At 63.6% G+C, this 17605-nt stretch carries 8 protein-coding genes and 1 pseudogene; 7 read left to right on the top strand and 2 right to left on the bottom strand.

Annotated features, from left to right (window positions below; translation table 11 throughout):
• The 6 genes from AC1RQF_RS10130 to AC1RQF_RS10105 form a co-directional block, all read left to right on the top strand.
• The coding region (locus AC1RQF_RS10130; RefSeq protein ID WP_492871940.1) for an ESPR-type extended signal peptide-containing protein at positions 1-7561 on the top strand (7561 nt) is incomplete at its 5' end.
• A 102-nt stretch (positions 7562-7663) separates the two neighbouring features.
• Positions 7664-8374, top strand: a complete 711-nt coding sequence (locus tag AC1RQF_RS10125) for an OmpA family protein (RefSeq protein WP_492871939.1) — start codon at positions 7664-7666, stop codon at positions 8372-8374.
• Between the two features lie 135 nt (positions 8375-8509).
• Positions 8510-9112, top strand: coding sequence for a hypothetical protein (locus AC1RQF_RS10120; RefSeq protein WP_274003147.1), 603 nt, complete (start codon positions 8510-8512; stop codon positions 9110-9112).
• A gap of 457 nt (positions 9113-9569) precedes the next feature.
• Positions 9570-11957 (top strand): RICIN domain-containing protein, encoded by a 2388-nt coding sequence (locus AC1RQF_RS10115; protein ID WP_492871938.1) that lies wholly within the window; start codon positions 9570-9572, stop codon positions 11955-11957.
• 1031 nt (positions 11958-12988) lie between these two features.
• Positions 12989-14578: a YadA family autotransporter adhesin gene (locus AC1RQF_RS10110; protein ID WP_492871937.1), complete on the top strand. Its 1590-nt coding sequence runs from the start codon at positions 12989-12991 to the stop codon at positions 14576-14578.
• A gap of 404 nt (positions 14579-14982) precedes the next feature.
• Complete coding sequence (locus AC1RQF_RS10105; protein ID WP_274003140.1) at positions 14983-15318, top strand: hypothetical protein; 336 nt, start codon at positions 14983-14985, stop codon at positions 15316-15318.
• A 73-nt stretch (positions 15319-15391) separates the two neighbouring features.
• On the opposite strand, the gene AC1RQF_RS10100 is transcribed toward AC1RQF_RS10105, so the two are convergent.
• Positions 15392-15850 (bottom strand): hypothetical protein, encoded by a 459-nt coding sequence (locus AC1RQF_RS10100; protein WP_492871936.1) that lies wholly within the window; start codon positions 15848-15850, stop codon positions 15392-15394.
• 85 nt (positions 15851-15935) lie between these two features.
• Between AC1RQF_RS10100 and AC1RQF_RS10095 the strand changes: the two genes are divergently transcribed.
• On the top strand, positions 15936-17447 hold the full coding sequence (locus tag AC1RQF_RS10095) for a glycosyltransferase family protein (RefSeq protein WP_492871935.1): 1512 nt from the start codon (positions 15936-15938) through the stop codon (positions 17445-17447).
• Here AC1RQF_RS10095 and AC1RQF_RS10090 read toward each other — a convergent pair.
• Positions 17424-17605, bottom strand: a pseudogene (locus AC1RQF_RS10090) (flagellar filament capping protein FliD); the annotation flags it as partial. The gene AC1RQF_RS10095 and the pseudogene AC1RQF_RS10090 overlap by 24 nt on opposite strands.

Below are 17605 nucleotides of genomic sequence, written 5' to 3'. Positions count from 1 at the left end.
GACCGGCATCTCGTCGTTGTCGACGGGCTTGTCCACGACCAACAGCACCGTGACGTCGTTGTCGACTTCGACGTCCACTGGCCTGTCGTCGGCGAACAGCGCGATCACGTCGCTGTCCACCTCGACGTCGACCGGCATTTCGTCGCTGTCGACGGGCGTGTCGACGGCCGTCAGTTCGATCGCATCACTGTCGACCGTGACCGGCAACCTGGGCAGCAGCACGGCTTCGGCATTGGGCGGTGGGGCGACCTACAACCCGGCGACCGGAACGATCAGCGCGCCCGCCTACACGACATACAACGCCAATGGCACGACCAGCACGGCGAACAATGTCGGTTCGGCGATCAACAACATCAACAGCCAGGGCATCAAGTATTTCCACGCGAATTCGACGGCGCCGGATAGCCAGGCGTTGGGAACGAATAGTGTCGCGATCGGCCCGAACGCGGTGGCGACCAATGCAGGCGACGTCGCGCTGGGCTCCGGTTCGGTGACGGCCGCGTCGAATCCGACGGCGACGGGCACGATCGGCGGGACGACGTACAACTACGCGGGCACGACGCCTGCGAGCGTGGTGAGCGTGGGCGCACCGGGCGCCGAACGTCAGATCACGAACGTTGCAGCGGGTCAGGTGACGGCGACGAGCACGGACGCGATCAACGGCTCGCAACTGTTCGCGACGAACACGGCGATCAACAGCCTGTCGACCTCGACGTCGACTGGCCTGTCGTCGGCGAACAGCGCGATTACATCGCTGTCCACCTCGACGTCGACCGGTATCTCGTCGCTGTCGACGGGCTTGTCCACGACGAACAGCACCGTCACGTCGTTGTCGACTTCGGCGTCCACGGGCCTGTCGACCGCAAACAGCGCGATCACGTCGTTGTCCACCTCGGCATCGACCGGCATTTCGTCGCTGTCGACGGGTTTGTCCACGACGAACAGCACGGTTGCCTCGTTGTCGACCTCGACCTCGACGGGTTTGTCGTCGGCGACCAGCTCGATTACGTCGTTGTCGACGTCGACGTCGACCAGCGTTTCGTCGCTGTCGACCGCCATCAACGCTGCGAAGACGCACTATTACAGCGTGAACGACAACGGCACGCAGCAGGGCAACTACAACAACGACGGCGCGACGGGCATCAACGCGCTGGCAGCAGGGACGAACGCGACGGCAGCGGGCGCAAGCGCGGTGGCAGTGGGTGATGGTTCGAACGCCAGCGCGGCCGGTTCGGTCGCCCTGGGTCAGAACGCAGTCGCCAGCGTCGCGAACAGCGTGGCGCTGGGCTCGAACTCGGTGACGGCGGCAGCCAATCCGACGGCAACGGGTACGATCGGCGGAACGACGTACAACTACGCAGGCACGACGCCGGCAGGTGTGGTGAGCGTGGGCGCACCGGGTGCGGAACGCCAGATCACGAACGTGGCGGCCGGTCAGGTGACGGCGACGAGCACGGATGCGATCAACGGCTCGCAGCTGTTCGCGGCGAACACGGCGATCAACAGCCTGTCGACCTCGACGTCGACTGGCCTGTCGTCGGCGAACAGCTCGATCGGCTCACTGTCGACGGGTCTGTCGTCGGCCACCAGCTCCATTGGTTCGCTGTCGACCGGCTTGTCGACGGCGGATAGTTCAATTGCCTCGCTGTCGACCTCGACGTCGACTGCCGTCAACGCATCGAAGACGCACTACTACAGCGTGAACGACAACGGCACGCAGCAGGGCAACTACAACAACGACGGCGCAACGGGCATCAACGCGCTGGCAGCAGGGACGAACGCGACGGCAGCGGGCGCGAGCGCGGTGGCGGTGGGCGACGGTTCGAACGCCAGCGCGGCCGGTTCGGTCGCCCTGGGTCAGAACGCAGTCGCCAGCGTCGCGAACAGCGTGGCGCTGGGCTCGAACTCGGTGACGGCGGCAGCCAACCCGACGGCCACGGGCACGGTCGGCGGGGTGACGTACAACTACGCAGGCACGACGCCGGCGGGTGTGGTGAGCGTGGGCGCGCCGGGTGCGGAACGCCAGATCACGAACGTGGCGGCCGGTCAGGTGACGGCGACGAGCACGGACGCGATCAACGGTTCGCAGCTGTTCGCGGCGAACACGGCGATCAACAGCCTGTCGACCTCGACGTCGACCGGCCTGTCGTCAGCGAACAGCTCGATCGGCTCACTGTCGACGGGTCTGTCGTCGGCCACCAGCTCCATTGGTTCGCTGTCGACCGGCTTGTCGACGGCGGATAGTTCAATTGCCTCGCTGTCGACCTCGACGTCGACTGCCGTCAACGCATCGAAGACGCATTACTACAGCGTGAACGACAACGGCACGCAGCAGGGCAACTACAACAACGACGGCGCAACGGGCATCAACGCGCTGGCAGCAGGGACGAACGCGACGGCAGCGGGCGCGAGCGCGGTGGCGGTGGGCGATGGTTCGAACGCCAGCGCGGCCGGTTCGGTCGCCCTGGGTCAGAACGCAGTCGCCAGCATCGCGAACAGCGTGGCGCTGGGCTCGAACTCGGTGACGGCGGCAGCCAACCCCACGGCAACGGGTACGATCGGCGGAACGACGTACAACTACGCAGGCACGACGCCGGCAGGTGTGGTGAGCGTGGGCGCGCCGGGCGCGGAACGCCAGATCACGAACGTTGCAGCGGGTCAGGTGACCGCGACGAGCACGGACGCGATCAACGGCTCGCAGCTGTTCGCGGCGAACACGGCGATCAACAGCCTGTCGACCTCGACGTCGACTGGCCTGTCGTCGGCGACCAGCTCGATCGCATCGCTGTCGACGTCGACCTCAACCGGCATCTCGTCGCTGTCGACGGGTTTGTCCACGACGAACAGCAACCTTGCCTCGCTGTCGACCTCGACGTCGACCGGCATCTCGTCACTGTCGACGGGCTTGTCCACGACGGATAGCAACCTTGCTTCGCTGTCGACCTCGACTTCGACGGGCCTGTCGACCGCAAACAGCTCGATCTCGTCGCTGTCGACCGCTGTCAACGCGTCGAAGACGCACTACTACAGCGTGAACGACAACGGCACGCAGCAGGGCAACTACAACAACGACGGCGCGACGGGCATCAACGCGCTGGCAGCAGGGACGAACGCGACGGCAGCGGGCGCAAGCGCGGTGGCGGTGGGCGATGGTTCGAACGCCAGCGCGGCCGGTTCGGTCGCACTGGGTCAGAACGCAGTCGCCAGCGTCGCGAACAGCGTGGCGCTGGGCTCGAACTCGGTGACGGCGGCGGCCAACCCGACGGCCACGGGCACGGTCGGCGGGGTGACGTACAACTACGCAGGCACGACGCCGGTCGGCGTGGTGAGCGTGGGCGCGCCGGGTGCGGAACGCCAGATCACGAACGTGGCGGCAGGTCAGGTGACCGCGACGAGCACGGACGCGATCAACGGTTCGCAACTGTTCGCGACGAATACGGCGATCAACAGCCTGTCGACCTCGACGTCGACTGGCCTGTCGTCGGCGACCAGCTCGATCGCATCGCTGTCCACCTCGACGTCGACCGGTATCTCGTCGCTGTCGACGGGCTTGTCCACGACGAATAGCACGGTTGCCTCGTTGTCGACGTCGACGTCGACCGGTATCTCGTCGCTGTCAACGGGCTTGTCCACGACGGACAGCACGGTTGCCTCGTTGTCGACCTCGACCTCGACCGGTCTGTCGACCGCAAACAGCTCGATCGCATCGCTGTCGACCTCGACGTCGACCGGCATCTCGTCGCTGTCGACGGGCTTGTCCACGACGAACAGCACGGTTGCCTCGCTGTCGACCTCGACCTCGACGGGCTTGTCGACCGCAACCAGCTCGATCTCGTCGCTGTCCACGTCGACCTCGACTGGCATCTCATCGCTGTCGACCGCTGTCAACGCGGCGAAGACGCACTATTACAGCGTGAACGACAACGGCACGCAGCAGGGCAACTACAACAACGACGGCGCGACGGGCATCAACGCGCTGGCAGCAGGGACGAACGCGACGGCAGCGGGCGCAAGCGCGGTGGCGGTGGGCGATGGTTCGAACGCCAGCGCGGCCGGTTCGGTCGCACTGGGTCAGAACGCAGTCGCCAGCGTCGCGAACAGCGTGGCGCTGGGCTCGAACTCGGTGACGGCGGCAGCCAACCCGACGGCCACGGGCACGGTCGGCGGGGTGACGTACAACTACGCAGGCACGACGCCGGCGGGTGTGGTGAGCGTGGGCGCGCCGGGTGCGGAACGCCAGATCACGAACGTGGCGGCCGGTCAGGTGACCGCGACGAGCACGGACGCGATCAACGGTTCGCAGCTGTTCGCCACGAATACGGCGATCAACAGCCTGTCGACCTCGACGTCGACCGGCCTGTCGTCGGCGACCAGCTCGATCGCATCGCTGTCGACTTCGACGTCAACCGGCATCTCGTCGCTGTCGACGGGCTTGTCCACGACGGACAGCACGGTTGCCTCGTTGTCAACTTCGACCTCGACGGGTTTGTCGTCGGCGAACAGCTCGATTACATCGCTGTCGACGTCGACCTCGACGGGCTTGTCATCGGCGACGAGCTCGATCGCGTCGCTGTCGAGTTCGACCTCGACGGGTCTGTCGACGGCAACCAGCTCGATCGCATCGCTGTCCACCTCGACGTCGACTGGCATCTCGTCGCTGTCGACGGGCTTGTCCACGACAGACAGCACCGTTGCTTCGCTGTCGACGTCGACGTCGACGGGTCTGTCGACGGCAACCAGCTCGATCTCGTCGCTGTCCACGTCGACCTCGACCGGCATCTCGTCGCTGTCGACCGCTGTCAACGCGGCAAAGACGCACTACTACAGCGTGAACGACAACGGCACGCAGCAGGGCAACTACAACAACGACGGCGCGACGGGCATCAACGCGCTGGCAGCAGGGACGAACGCGACGGCAGCGGGCGCGAGCGCGGTGGCAGTGGGTGATGGTTCGAACGCCAGCGCGGCCGGTTCGGTCGCCCTGGGTCAGAACGCAGTCGCCAGCGTCGCGAACAGCGTGGCGCTGGGCTCGAACTCGGTGACGGCGGCAGCCAACCCGACGGCCACGGGCACGGTCGGCGGGGTGACGTACAACTACGCAGGCACGACGCCGGCGGGTGTGGTGAGCGTGGGCGCGCCGGGCGCGGAACGCCAGATCACGAACGTTGCAGCGGGTCAGGTGACCGCGACGAGCACGGACGCGATCAACGGTTCGCAACTGTTCGCGACGAATACGGCGATCAACAGCCTGTCGACCTCGACGTCGACCGGCCTGTCGTCGGCGACCAGCTCGATCGCATCGCTGTCGACTTCGACCTCAACCGGCATCTCGTCGCTGTCGACGGGCTTGTCCACGACGGACAGCACGGTTGCCTCGTTGTCGACCTCGACCTCGACGGGCCTGTCGTCCGCGACGAGTTCGATCGCCTCGTTGTCGACCTCGACCTCGACGGGCCTGTCGTCGGCGACGAGTTCGATCGCATCGCTGTCGACCTCGACCTCGACGGGTCTGTCGTCCGCGACCAGTTCGATCGCATCGCTGTCCACCTCGACGTCGACCGGCATCTCGTCGCTGTCGACGGGCTTGTCCACGACGAACAGCACGGTTACCTCGTTGTCGACCTCGACCTCGACGGGCCTGTCGACCGCAACCAGCTCGATCGCGTCGCTGTCCACCTCGACGTCGACCGGCATTTCGTCGCTGTCGACCGCCGTCAACGCGGCAAAGACGCACTACTACAGCGTGAACGACAACGGCACGCAGCAGGGCAACTACAACAACGACGGCGCGACGGGCATCAACGCGCTGGCAGCAGGGACGAACGCGACGGCAGCGGGCGCAAGCGCGGTGGCAGTGGGCGATGGTTCGAACGCCAGCGCGGCCGGTTCGGTCGCCCTGGGTCAGAACGCAGTCGCCAGCATCGCGAACAGCGTGGCGCTGGGTTCGAACTCGGTGACGGCGGCAGCCAACCCGACGGCCACGGGCACGATCGGCGGGGTGACCTACAACTATGCAGGTACGACGCCGGCAGGCGTGGTGAGCGTGGGCGCACCGGGTGCGGAACGCCAGATCACGAACGTGGCGGCGGGTCGGGTGACGGCAACGAGCACGGACGCGATCAACGGTTCGCAGCTGTTCGCGGCGAACACGGCGATCAACAGCCTGTCGACCTCGACGTCGACTGGCCTGTCGTCGGCCACCAGCTCGATCGGCTCGCTGTCGACCGGCTTGTCGTCGGCCACCAGCTCGATCGGTTCGCTGTCGACCGGCCTGTCGTCGGCCACCAGCTCGATCGGTTCGCTGTCGACCGGCTTGTCGACCGCGACCAGTTCGATCTCGTCGCTGTCGACCTCGGTGTCGACCGCCATCAATGCGTCGAAGACGCATTACTACAGCGTCAACGACAACGGCACGCAGCAGGGCAACTACGCCAATGACGGCGCGACGGGCATCAACGCGCTGGCGGCAGGCACGAACGCCACGGCAGCGGGCGCAAGCGCGGTGGCGGTGGGCGATGGTTCGAACGCCAGCGCAGCCGGTTCGGTCGCCCTGGGTCAGAACGCAGTGGCCAGCATCGCGAACAGCGTGGCGCTGGGCTCGAACTCGGTGACGGCGGCGGCAACGCCGACGGCCACGAGCACGGTCGGCGGGGTGACGTACAACTACGCAGGCACGGCGCCGGTGGGCGTGGTGAGCGTGGGCGCGCCGGGCGCGGAACGTCAGATCACGAACGTGGCGGCCGGTCAGGTGACCTCGTCGAGCACGGACGCGATCAACGGCTCGCAGCTTTATACGGCGATCGAAGCGATCAACAGCCTGTCGACCTCGACGAGGTCGGACATCACCTCGCTGTCGACCAGCCAGTCGTCGCTGTCCACGTCCCTCATCACGCTGTCGACTTCGACCGTGACGGGCCCCAGCAGCACCTACTACAGCATCAACGACGGCGGTGCGCAGCAGGGCAACTACAACAACAACGGCGCGACCGGCATGAACGCGATGGCGCTCGGTCCGAACGCACTGGCTTCCGGCGCCAACAGCGTCGCGCTCGGCAACGGTGCGAACGCGAGCGCGGACGGCGGCACGGTGATCGGTGCGAGCGCGGTGGTGTCGGCCGCGAACGGCACGGCGATCGGCAAGGGGGCGACCGCCTCGGCGGCTGGCGCGGTGGCGCTCGGCGCGAACTCGGTGGCGGACCAGGCCAATACGGTCTCGGTCGGCGCGCCGGGAAGTGAACGCCGCATCACCAATGTCGCGGCGGGCGTGAACCCGACCGACGCGGTGAACATGTCCCAGTTGAACGCGGTGCAGTCGAGCGTGAACAACGTCGCCCGCACGGCGTACTCGGGCGTCGCGGCGGCGACCGCGCTGACGATGATTCCGGACGTCGACGTCGGCAAGACGATCGCCGTGGGCATCGGCGGCGGCAGCTACCAGGGCTACAGCGCCGTGGCGATCGGCTTCACGGCGCGTCTGACGGACAACCTCAAGCTGAAGGGCGGGGTGAGCGGCAGCAGCGCCGGCTACACGTACGGCATCGGCGCGGGTTATCAGTGGTAATGCGCGGCGCGTCCGGATGCGGTTCGGTCCGGACGCGCTGCATCTCAGCGTCATCCGGATATGAATCGGAACGTCAAACACAGGAACAGGAAGAGGGACATCATGTTCAACGCAAAACAAGCCGTACTGCTGGGCGCCACGGCGCTCGTCGGTTGCACAACCTTCTCGAGCCCGACTCACACCGCCTATTCGGTGTCGATGCCGGACGGCGTGCAAGCGTATCGAGTCACCTGCTACGGCCTGCTGGAAGGCCCCGGTTCGTGCCGCAAGGCAGCGGAGGCGATCTGCAAGGATAAGCCTGTCACGGCGCTGGAGGGGCAGTCGCTGCTGGGCGCCACGTCAGGCGGTCAGCCGGACACCCGGAATCTGCTGTTCCAATGCGGCGCGCCGCGAGCAAAGCCTTCCGTGCTTCCCGCGGCAGCCGCGCCGGCCGCACCGGCCGCCGTTGCGCCGATGCCGAAGGCAATCACGACGCTCAACGTCGATGCCAACTTCGATACGGCGCAGGCGAACCTGACGCCGGCCGCCCGCGTGCGACTGGACCAGTTGATTGGCGATGCGCGCGGCACCTCGATCAGGACGGTGACGGTCAACGGCTATACCGATTCCGTCGGCTCCAACGTCTACAATCTGGATCTGTCCGAACGCCGGGCCCAAGCGGTATTGGCTTATCTGCGGGACCACGGATTGCAGGCCGGCAAGTTTGCCGGCCGGGGTTATGGCGAGGCCAACCCGGTTGCTTCGAACGCGACGGCGGCGGGGCGGGCGAGCAATCGCCGGGTTGACGTGCTGCTCGATATCGACAAGCAATAAGCCATGCCTGACCGCGCGCCACTGGCTTGTGACGGGACGAATATTTTCCTAGGCATGTTTGTCCGATAAGCGGTATTTTCGTGGCAGGGGCCGTCACATCTCGATGCCAGCCCTTTTCCAAGGAGGCAGCCGGTGATGGGGAAGCACGTAGGCAAGGAACAACGGTTCCGTACAAGCCAGCTGGGGTGCGCTGTCGCGTGCGTTTTGTTCGCGGCAGCGTGGTTCGTCCAACCCGTCCAGTCGTTCGCGGGGGAGCCCGAATCCATGCTGCCGCCGGCGAGTCCGCCGACGGCCACGGTGCTCGCGAAGGCGGCGCAGGCGGTCGGGGTCCGGCGCTGCTACGCGGCGGTGGATCAGGTGTCGACCCGCATGTTCGCGAATACCCGGCATGCGGACGTGGCGCTCGATTGGGATCGCGGCGATCCGGACAACGAGCCCCTGTTTGCGCTGTCGGGGCTGGAATACCCGAATACCTCGGCGGTGTTGTCGCTGACCACCGTGCCGGCGCCGAGCGGCGGCTGCACGATCCTGGTCGAGCGGATCTCGAGTTCGACGCAGTCGTGCCGGGAGTATGCCCATTCGGAACTGCCCGGTTATCGGGGCACGCCGCTCGTGAAAGCCGTGACGGTCTATACCGAGCCGAGCCGGCCGCGCGAGACGGTGACGCTGGTCGATACGCCGCCCGCCTGCGTGATCGTGCGCCGGCAAGTGCAATACCGGTGGGGGGCCACGCAATGATGCCTCGCCGCACGATCTTGGCTTGCACGCCATGCGGAATCGAGCGGCCCATGTGACGAAGGTTCACATTCCGGCCGGAGCGATCTCTTACACTGGATTCCAAGCTGATCGACTCGTGCGGGAGACGATGTAGCCCAGAAAGCCTCAGTTTCCCCACTGAGGCTTTCGCCATTTATGGACCGGTATTCGTTGTTTACGCAGCAAGAATCCGTCACAGGTCGCTCATGGATTGTGAGCCTCCCAGGGGATACGGATGATCTGTTCGTCGGCGCAGCGCCGCTTCATCAAGTTCCCCTTGATCGACGGAATAAGAGAACTGACTTTCCGTTCGGCTGCACGATTCGCGTCAGGGCGCATCATTCAATCAATCCTCCGACGCTCGGTCATACAACGAACAGTTGGCTGTCCTGCATTATCGTATTTATTCGAGCTATTCCAACAAGCTACGGAGTGGCTCATGAAAAACGATTGGCGCCGGGGGTGGGCCTGGCTCGTCGCGCTTGCCTGCGCACTGTTGTTGTCCACGGGCGCGCGAGCGGCCGGGGTGCCGTCCTACACGGATATCGTGTCCGCGAGCAGCGGGCTCTGCCTGTCGAGCGCGGGCAATGCGTCGACCGCCGGCGCGGTCATCGTCCAGACTTCCTGCTCGGGGAGTGCCAATACCACCTGGGCATTGGTGCCGGTGGCCGGCAATCGCTATCACGTCGTGCTGCAAGGCACGGGGCTGTGTCTCGCGGTGAACGGTGGCGGCAGCAAGGCCGGCACGACACTGGTTCAGTGGGCATGCAGCGACACGGGGCTGAACGGGCAATGGACGTTCCTCGCGGTCGGCGCCAGCTACCGGCTGGTATCGGCGGTCAGCGCGATGTGCGCGGCCGTGAATGGCGGCTCGAATGCCGATGGGGCTCAGCTGGTCCAGTGGCCCTGCCAGAGCGCGACCGCGCTGAACGATCAGTTCAACCTCTACCTGCCCGTGCAGGCGGCCACCAACGTGGTGGCCGCCCACAGCGGGCGCTGCATGGTGGAGAACGGCAATACCGCCGTGCAAGGCGCATGCAACAGCCAGGGCAGCACCAGTTGGAGCTTCATGCCGGCGGGCAGCGGTTATCAGATCGTGTCGAACACCGGCAAGTGTCTTGCCGTGAACGGCAACAGTCTCGCGGCTGGCGCGACAGTGATTCCGTGGGCATGCGGCGATACCAGGCTGAATGGGCAATGGACAGTCCTGCCCGTCAACGGACGTTACCGGCTGGTGTCCGCGCTCAGCGGAATGTGCGCGGCCGTGAACGGCGGTTCGAAAGCCGATGGCGCGCTGATCGTCCAGTGGCCCTGCCAAAGCGCGACCGCGCTGAACGACCAGTTCCTGCTGACGTTGCCGCAGACGTTCCCGGTCACGCTGCCGTCCGCGTGGAGCGCGGTGATTCCGTTGCCGGTGAATCCGATCGGCCTCGCCAATACGCCGGCGGGCAAGCTCGTGATGTGGTCGTCCAATCAGCCGTTCACTTTCCAGGGCGACGTCGGCGGTAATGCGACCCAGACGTACACGGCCGTGTTCGATCCCGCGACCAATACAGCCACGCAATTCATCGAAACCTCGGCGGGCGCCGACATGTTCTGTCCGGGCACCGCGATGTTGTCCGACGGCCGGCTGCTCGTGAACGGCGGCGACAGCAGCCCGAGAACCTCGCTTTATGACTGGTCGACCAATGCCTGGAGTACCGCCGCGCGGATGAACATTCCGCGCGGTTACGAGGGCGACACGGTGCTGTCGACGGGCTCGGTGCTGACGCTGGGCGGCTCGTGGAGCGGCGGTTCCGGCGGCAAGAACGGGGAGGTCTGGACCAATGGCGGAAGCTGGACGGTGCTGTCCGGCGTGCCGGAAACCAACATCATCGGCCCCGATCCGGCGGGCGTGGCGCGCGGCGACAACCATCCGTGGCTGTTCGCGCAATCGAACGGCAGCGTGTTCCACGCGGGGCCCAGTTCGCAGATGAACTGGATCTCGACGAACGGCAGCGGTTCGATCCAGTCGGCCGGCAAACGCGGCGTCGATCCGTTCGCGGTCAACGGCAACGCGTCACTTTACGACGTCGGCCAGATCCTGAAGACGGGTGGTGCGAAGTCGTATGAGCAGCATGGCACGGTGCCGAACTATGCGTCGAACGCGGCGTACATGATCGACATCACGCGCGGCCCGAACCAGGCGGTCGGCGTGAAGCGCATCAATGGCATGACCTATCAGCGCGGGTTCGCGAGCAGCGTGATCCTGCCGAACGGCAGCATTGTGATCATCGGCGGCCAGAGCGTGGCGGTGCCGTTCACCGATTCGACGGCCGTACTGGTGCCGGAGATCTGGGATCCGGCCACGCAGCGCTTCAACCTGCTCAAGCCGATGCAGACGCCGCGCACCTATCACAGCACGGCGATCCTGATGGCGGACGGGCGCGTGTTCTCGGGCGGCGGCGGCCAGTGCGGCGCGGGCTGCGCGGCCAATCACCTGAACGCGGAAATCCTGACGCCGCCGTATCTGCTCAACGCGGACGGCACGCCGGCCGCGCGCCCGACGATCGTGTCGGCGCCCGCCAGCACGACGCACGGCACGACGATCGCGGTGTCGACGCAGGGCGCGGTCTCGTCGTTCGTGCTGATGCGGATGGCGTCGATCACGCATACGGTTAACAACGATCAGCGCCGGATTCCGCTCGCGATCGCGGCGTCGAGCGGCACAGCGTACCAACTGACGATTCCGGCGGATGCGGGCGTCGTGCTGCCGGGCTACTACATGCTGTTCGCACTCGATGCGAACGGCGTGCCGAGCGTGTCGAAAGCGATCAAGATCGGTTGATGCGGTCGGCTGTCTCGGCGTGATGCTCGCGGATGAAGGTCAGGTCTGGACGGCCGGGCCTTCATTCAGATTGGTTGCCAGGCTGGTTGACAGTCGAGGCAGACGCACCCACCTGCCGGGCGATCTCACGCTGTCAAACGCTGCCGGCGCAATTTCACGATCAACAAGGCAGGCGCCGGGGCAATGGAGCGCGAAGAACGAGAGGTCTCGTTATAAGGCTTCTGCCTGGCGCCAGCTGAAGGCGGCCGGGTAGCGTTCAAGCCATTTGCACACGGTTGGCGCGGCCACCCCGTGATTGGGGCGCGCTCGAACCCGATTCGGTGTTCCCCTGAAGCATTTCGAGTCGACGCGTGAAAGTGCATTCCCGAAAGATTGGGTGTTCGGCGATTTCCAGTCATCCGGGCTTAGTCCGGATGAGTCATTGATACGACCTATTGATGTTGCACAGCTGGTCCACCGGGTCGATCGTCACAAAGCGCATGCGCCATTGTTGATTTGCCGCCCGGATTGCCGTCTATGCCATCCGCTTCCGTGGCGACTCCCCATTGCCTCCACGGTTGTCCTTTCGATTCGAGCGCCGAGCCCCGGCTGCCGATGCCTTGACCATTGACATACCGTCAGACCTTCAAGGAAAGAGCATCTTTGTTGAATCCAAATCACTCGTCAATGCAGGGCTTCTACACGTGGGGTCGAGGCGAAATTCCGATGCGCACCTCGGTACTAACATTTCTTATTAAATATGTGACAAAAGTTTTGTTTTTAAAAACAACTCTCAAATATGATGCGATCAATTCTAACCGAGTTGGCTGGTTTGATTTTAATCGATTTGATTGATTTGATTATTTTTTGATCGACGCGAGCCGTATTCATCTCTCTTACTTCGCATCTGGTGGTTTGAGTTTGAGAGCAGGATATGGCACATCCTCAAGAGTCGTGCCGTCGCTCTGATTTTAAAATTAGCCAATATTTTTACGATGCACGTAATCCACGCCTGGGCGTGAGATAACGCATGATTCGATGGAGTAGTCGAGATGAATAAGTCATACCGGACGATGTGGAATGAGTCGCTTGGGGCGTGGGTGGCCGCGTCGGAACTGGATGCTGCGCGGGGGAAGCCGAACAAGTCGGCCGTTGCCGCTGCCACCGCAATCGCTTTGTTTGTGATCGCTCAAGGTAATGCGCTCGCGCAATACGCTCCGTCTGGCGGTTCGGCCGTTTCAGGGGCAATAGCAATCGGTTCGAATTCTGGCACGGGGCCGAATGCCTCGGCCTCGAATGCTATCGCAATCGGCAACGGGGCGGTGGCAAACCAGACCCAGGCAATCGCTATGGGCTTGAATTCCAGCGCCACGGGCTCGCTCGCAGTCGCGGTTGGTTACCTCAACACCGCAAGTGGTTTCGCGTCGACAGCGCTTGGGGATCAAGCAACTGCAAGTAACACATATTCTGTTGCACTTGGAACGCTTTCCTATGCCTCGGAATCCGCTGCGACAGCGGTAGGTTATCAGGCAAATGCGCTCGCCACCAATGCAACTGCGCTCGGCCAGTATGCCGTTGTAACTGCGACAGGAGACAATGGTACGGCGCTTGGCTCACAGGCAAATGTTTCCGCCACTTCAGCCACGGCTATTGGCCAAGGTGCTACGGCCGCCAATGCGAACGCGGTTGCTTTGGGCTCCGGCTCGGTCACGGCCGCGCCGAACCCGACGGCCAGCGCGATGATCGGCGGCATCTCGTACGGCTTCGCGGGCATCTTGCCGACGAGCGTCGTGAGCGTGGGCGCACCGGGCGCGGAGCGCCAGATCACCAATGTCGCCGCCGGCCGGGTCTCCGCGACCAGCACGGATGCGGTCAACGGCAGCCAACTGAACGCGACGAACCAGGCCCTCAACAGCCTGTCGACGTCGACGTCGACCAGCATCAGCTCGCTGTCGACAGGGGTCAGTTCGCTGTCCACGAGCCTGAACGCGACCAACAGCACGGTGGCGCAGCTGTCCAGTTCCACGTCGACCAGCATCGGTTCGTTGTCGACCGGGGTGTCGAACATCAACAACCAGTTGACGTCGCTTTCGACCTCGCTCAACAACACGACGCTTGCGCAGAAATCATCGGGCATCGCGGCCGACATGAACGGCACGGGCTCGGACCAGCCGACCGTCACCGCCGGCTCGAACTCGGTGGCGATCGGCGCAAATTCGACGAACGGCGGCCGCTCGAATGTCGTATCGGTCGGCAGCGACACGCAGCCGCGGCAGATCACCAACGTCGCGCCCGGTACGCAGGGTACCGATGCAGTCAATCTGAACCAATTGAATGCTACGCAGGCGGCGGCAAATTCGTACACGGATCAACGCGTCGGGGCGTTACAGCAAAGCGTATCGGATGTTACACGCAACGCTTACTCCGGGATTGCCATCGCAGGCGCTTTGGCCGGTCTGCCGCAAGTTGATACAGGAAAAACCATTTCAATGGGCGCGGGATTCAGCAACTACGGAGGTTACACGGCCGTCGCGATAGGTGGGAGCGCGCGACTGACCGAGAATACCATCGTCAAGCTTGGTGTCGGTACGGTAAATGGATCTCGCGCGATGGTTAACGGCGGCATTGGATATTCATGGTGACAACTCGGACGAAGGGCGGTTGTCTTTACGCATTGCCGCGTTTGTCTGACGGCCGTGGCATCAGGCGCGACAGGAGCAGGGTGAAAACGCCGCAAATGCCGGCCCGAGCCGCCGAGCCTGCTGCGAGCAAGTGCCGGTGGTGTTCATTGGGAAAACGAAGCCGCCTCCTGAAACACCGGGCATAGCCTCTTGCTTGGAAGGCATAAGAGTATAAGAGTAGGGGCCGGTTATAAAACCGGCTCCGCTCGTTTCAAGCTGTTCCGACAGATGAGCGGGCGGGCAAACCAAAGAAATGCATTCGTGAAGTGCCAGCGCGCCGATCAAATCAGATGCGACGACGATGGAGAATTTGAAACCGCCAGGATGAATAGCTTGGCGTGTTCAAACAACGAGGAAACCCAGGTATGAAAATCATTCTGACCACATGCACGTTGTTCGTCCTTGCCTCGTCTGCCATGGCTTGCGACTTGACGGGCGTCAAAGGGGCGATCAGCAACGACGGCCAAGCAATCACGGCCCGGCAATCGATCCTGCTCAAGGACCAGGCACGCACCTACGGTGGTTACGAGCGAGCCGCTGCCTATATGGCGCAGAACCGTCTGGAGGTACTGAAAAACGCCTCGTATTCTCAAGCCGTCAAGGATCAAGTGAGCAACGACATGCTGAAGAACACCCAGGATCTGAAGTGCTGGGCGCTGGCCTGCAATAAAGACAGAAGCGATCCGGGGTGCCAGCTTTAAGAGCCGTTTTCATTCGTGAAAACGGCTCGATTTGGATACCTGAGCAAGGGAATCCAAGGGATGAGCGTGCAGTTCATTGACGACGCATGTCGCGCCAAGTCAGCAGCGCGTACAGATTCTCGTCGTCCCGCAGCCGACGGTGCGCATCGAACTCGCTGCGCGGCGGCTTCGCGAAGCGGACGTTATACAGGCCGATGAAGGAGGACGCGGAGGCATTTCCCACCTCGATCGTCTGGATGCCGCGCAAGCGCAACGCCTTGACCAGGCGGTCCCGCAACTCATGAGCTTCCTGACTGCCGGCAAAACCGCGCTTGCCCGAAGCCAATCCGGCGGCTCCGGATTCCTGATAGCGCAACCAGCCGTTCGACTTGGCGGAACACTCAGGCCGTTCCGCGGCTCGGCCTGGCTTCAAACCCGTTTCCACGATGGTCTGGATCACGTTGAGTCGGTCAAGTTCCCGCATGCTTTTTGTGATAATATTGATTATGTCAAATATCATGCGCAAGCTTGTCGAGGCGATGCGGGCAATCAAAGCAACCCTGCTGCTGGCGATCTCGCGCCCGGCAACAGCGCGGCAGTCCCATTTTGATGCCCGAGGGTAAGGTATGCATACAGTGATGACGGTACTTTTGAATCGCCCGGTCGACGGATTGCTCGATAATCACGCCGATTACGCGCACGTCAAGGGGTATCGTCACGCGGTCGTGGACGTGACGCATGTCTATGGACCTCGGCAGCCGGTGCTCTTCAAGTATCAAGCAATATTCCACGAGCTTACCTGCTTGCGCGATGGCGATTTGCTGCTCGTGTTGGACGCATTCTCGGTCGTTTTCGGCAGACAACCGCTGGATGACGTTGCGCGGGGATACGATGCCATCGTGACCAATCAGGAGCCTGGGTCGCCTTGGCCTGCGGCGAGCGGGATGATTTTTCGCAATACGTTGGAGGTGCGGGAACGCATTCGCAAGTTGGTGCTTGAGTTCGGGCGTTGGGCCATGTACCTGCCAGACTACGTACAGGGCTGTGAGGTGTCGTATCTGCGGGAAGCGTTTCATCCGCTTCCGTTTGCTGACGTTCTTTCCAACGGCCATCTCGCGGCCGTCCAGACTATCTGGGATCAGGGGCTCTCGATTGATTTTCTAGCCGACGCGATGCCGCTGGTTGCGCACAACGCGCCGCGCTGGCAATGCGTGGACGGACACTGGCGTCCGACTGCGGACTACGATTTCCGCTACGTCACTGCCCTGCTGGACGATGCCCGTGTGGTCAAAGGCGGGGGGCGACCCGATGCCGCAGGGTCGTGGGACGCGGCGCGACAACGCGCACGCGAGCCCGAGTTGCACGTCAACCCCAACGCATCGATTGCATTCGTCACGCTCCACACCGCGCATGTTGCTGGCTATGGTGATATCCACGAAGAGAATTTCGAGCGCTACTGTCTTCGCCATGGCTACGGATACCACTCATATCGTGTGCCGCCCGAATTCTTGCCGCCGGGCGTAACCGCGAACTGGGCGAAACTGCACTTGATTCGACATCATTTGCGTGACCACGCGTTCGTGTTCTGGGTGGATTCCGATATTTTGGCGGTCAATCAGGCTGAGCCGATCGACCCAGTGATCGTTGAGCGCGACTTCGTGATTGGGACCGACCACACGGCGTGGGCGGTGAACTCCTGCGTGATCGGGGTGCGTGACACAGCGGAGATGCGCAACTTGGTCGATCACCTGTGTGCGAGTATCGAATCAATCGGCGACCGTTCGTCCGTCTATTCGAATGGCGGCGATCAGCAGGCTATTCAGGAGGGCATGAAACATTTTGGAATGCTTGATGCCCGCTATATCGTCGATGCGATTACGCTCGCTGCATCGCCGATCTATGCGACCCGCGAACATCGGTTCGTGCACTTTCCCGCGCAGCACGGCCACTATCGTGCCGTGACCATGCGAGTTTGGGACCGCCAGCGTTCCGAATATGCGTTGGCGGGCGCGCCCGTGCTGCGTGGCGCGCGATCGGACCGGTCACACCGGCCGCCGGCAGGATCGGGCGATGATCCTGTCGCGACGACGGAACCGCAAGAGGCGCGCACGCCGCGCGCCGGGCGCTTACTTATTGCCGCCAAACAATAGCGTCAGGTAGTCGCCGTTGGTCTTCATCTTCGCCATCAGCGCGTCGAGCATCGTGAACTGCGACTTGTACTGCGTGGTCAGCTGCTCGGCGTAGCCCGCCAGCTGTTCCCGGCGCTGCGACAGGCTCTTCATGCTCGTATCGATCTCGCTGAGGCGGA

It is taken from the genome of Burkholderia sp. GW821-FHT14F03, from assembly GCF_058803765.1.
Note: the sequence above shows the minus strand (reverse complement) of the source record. Positions and strands in the feature narration are given on the sequence as shown.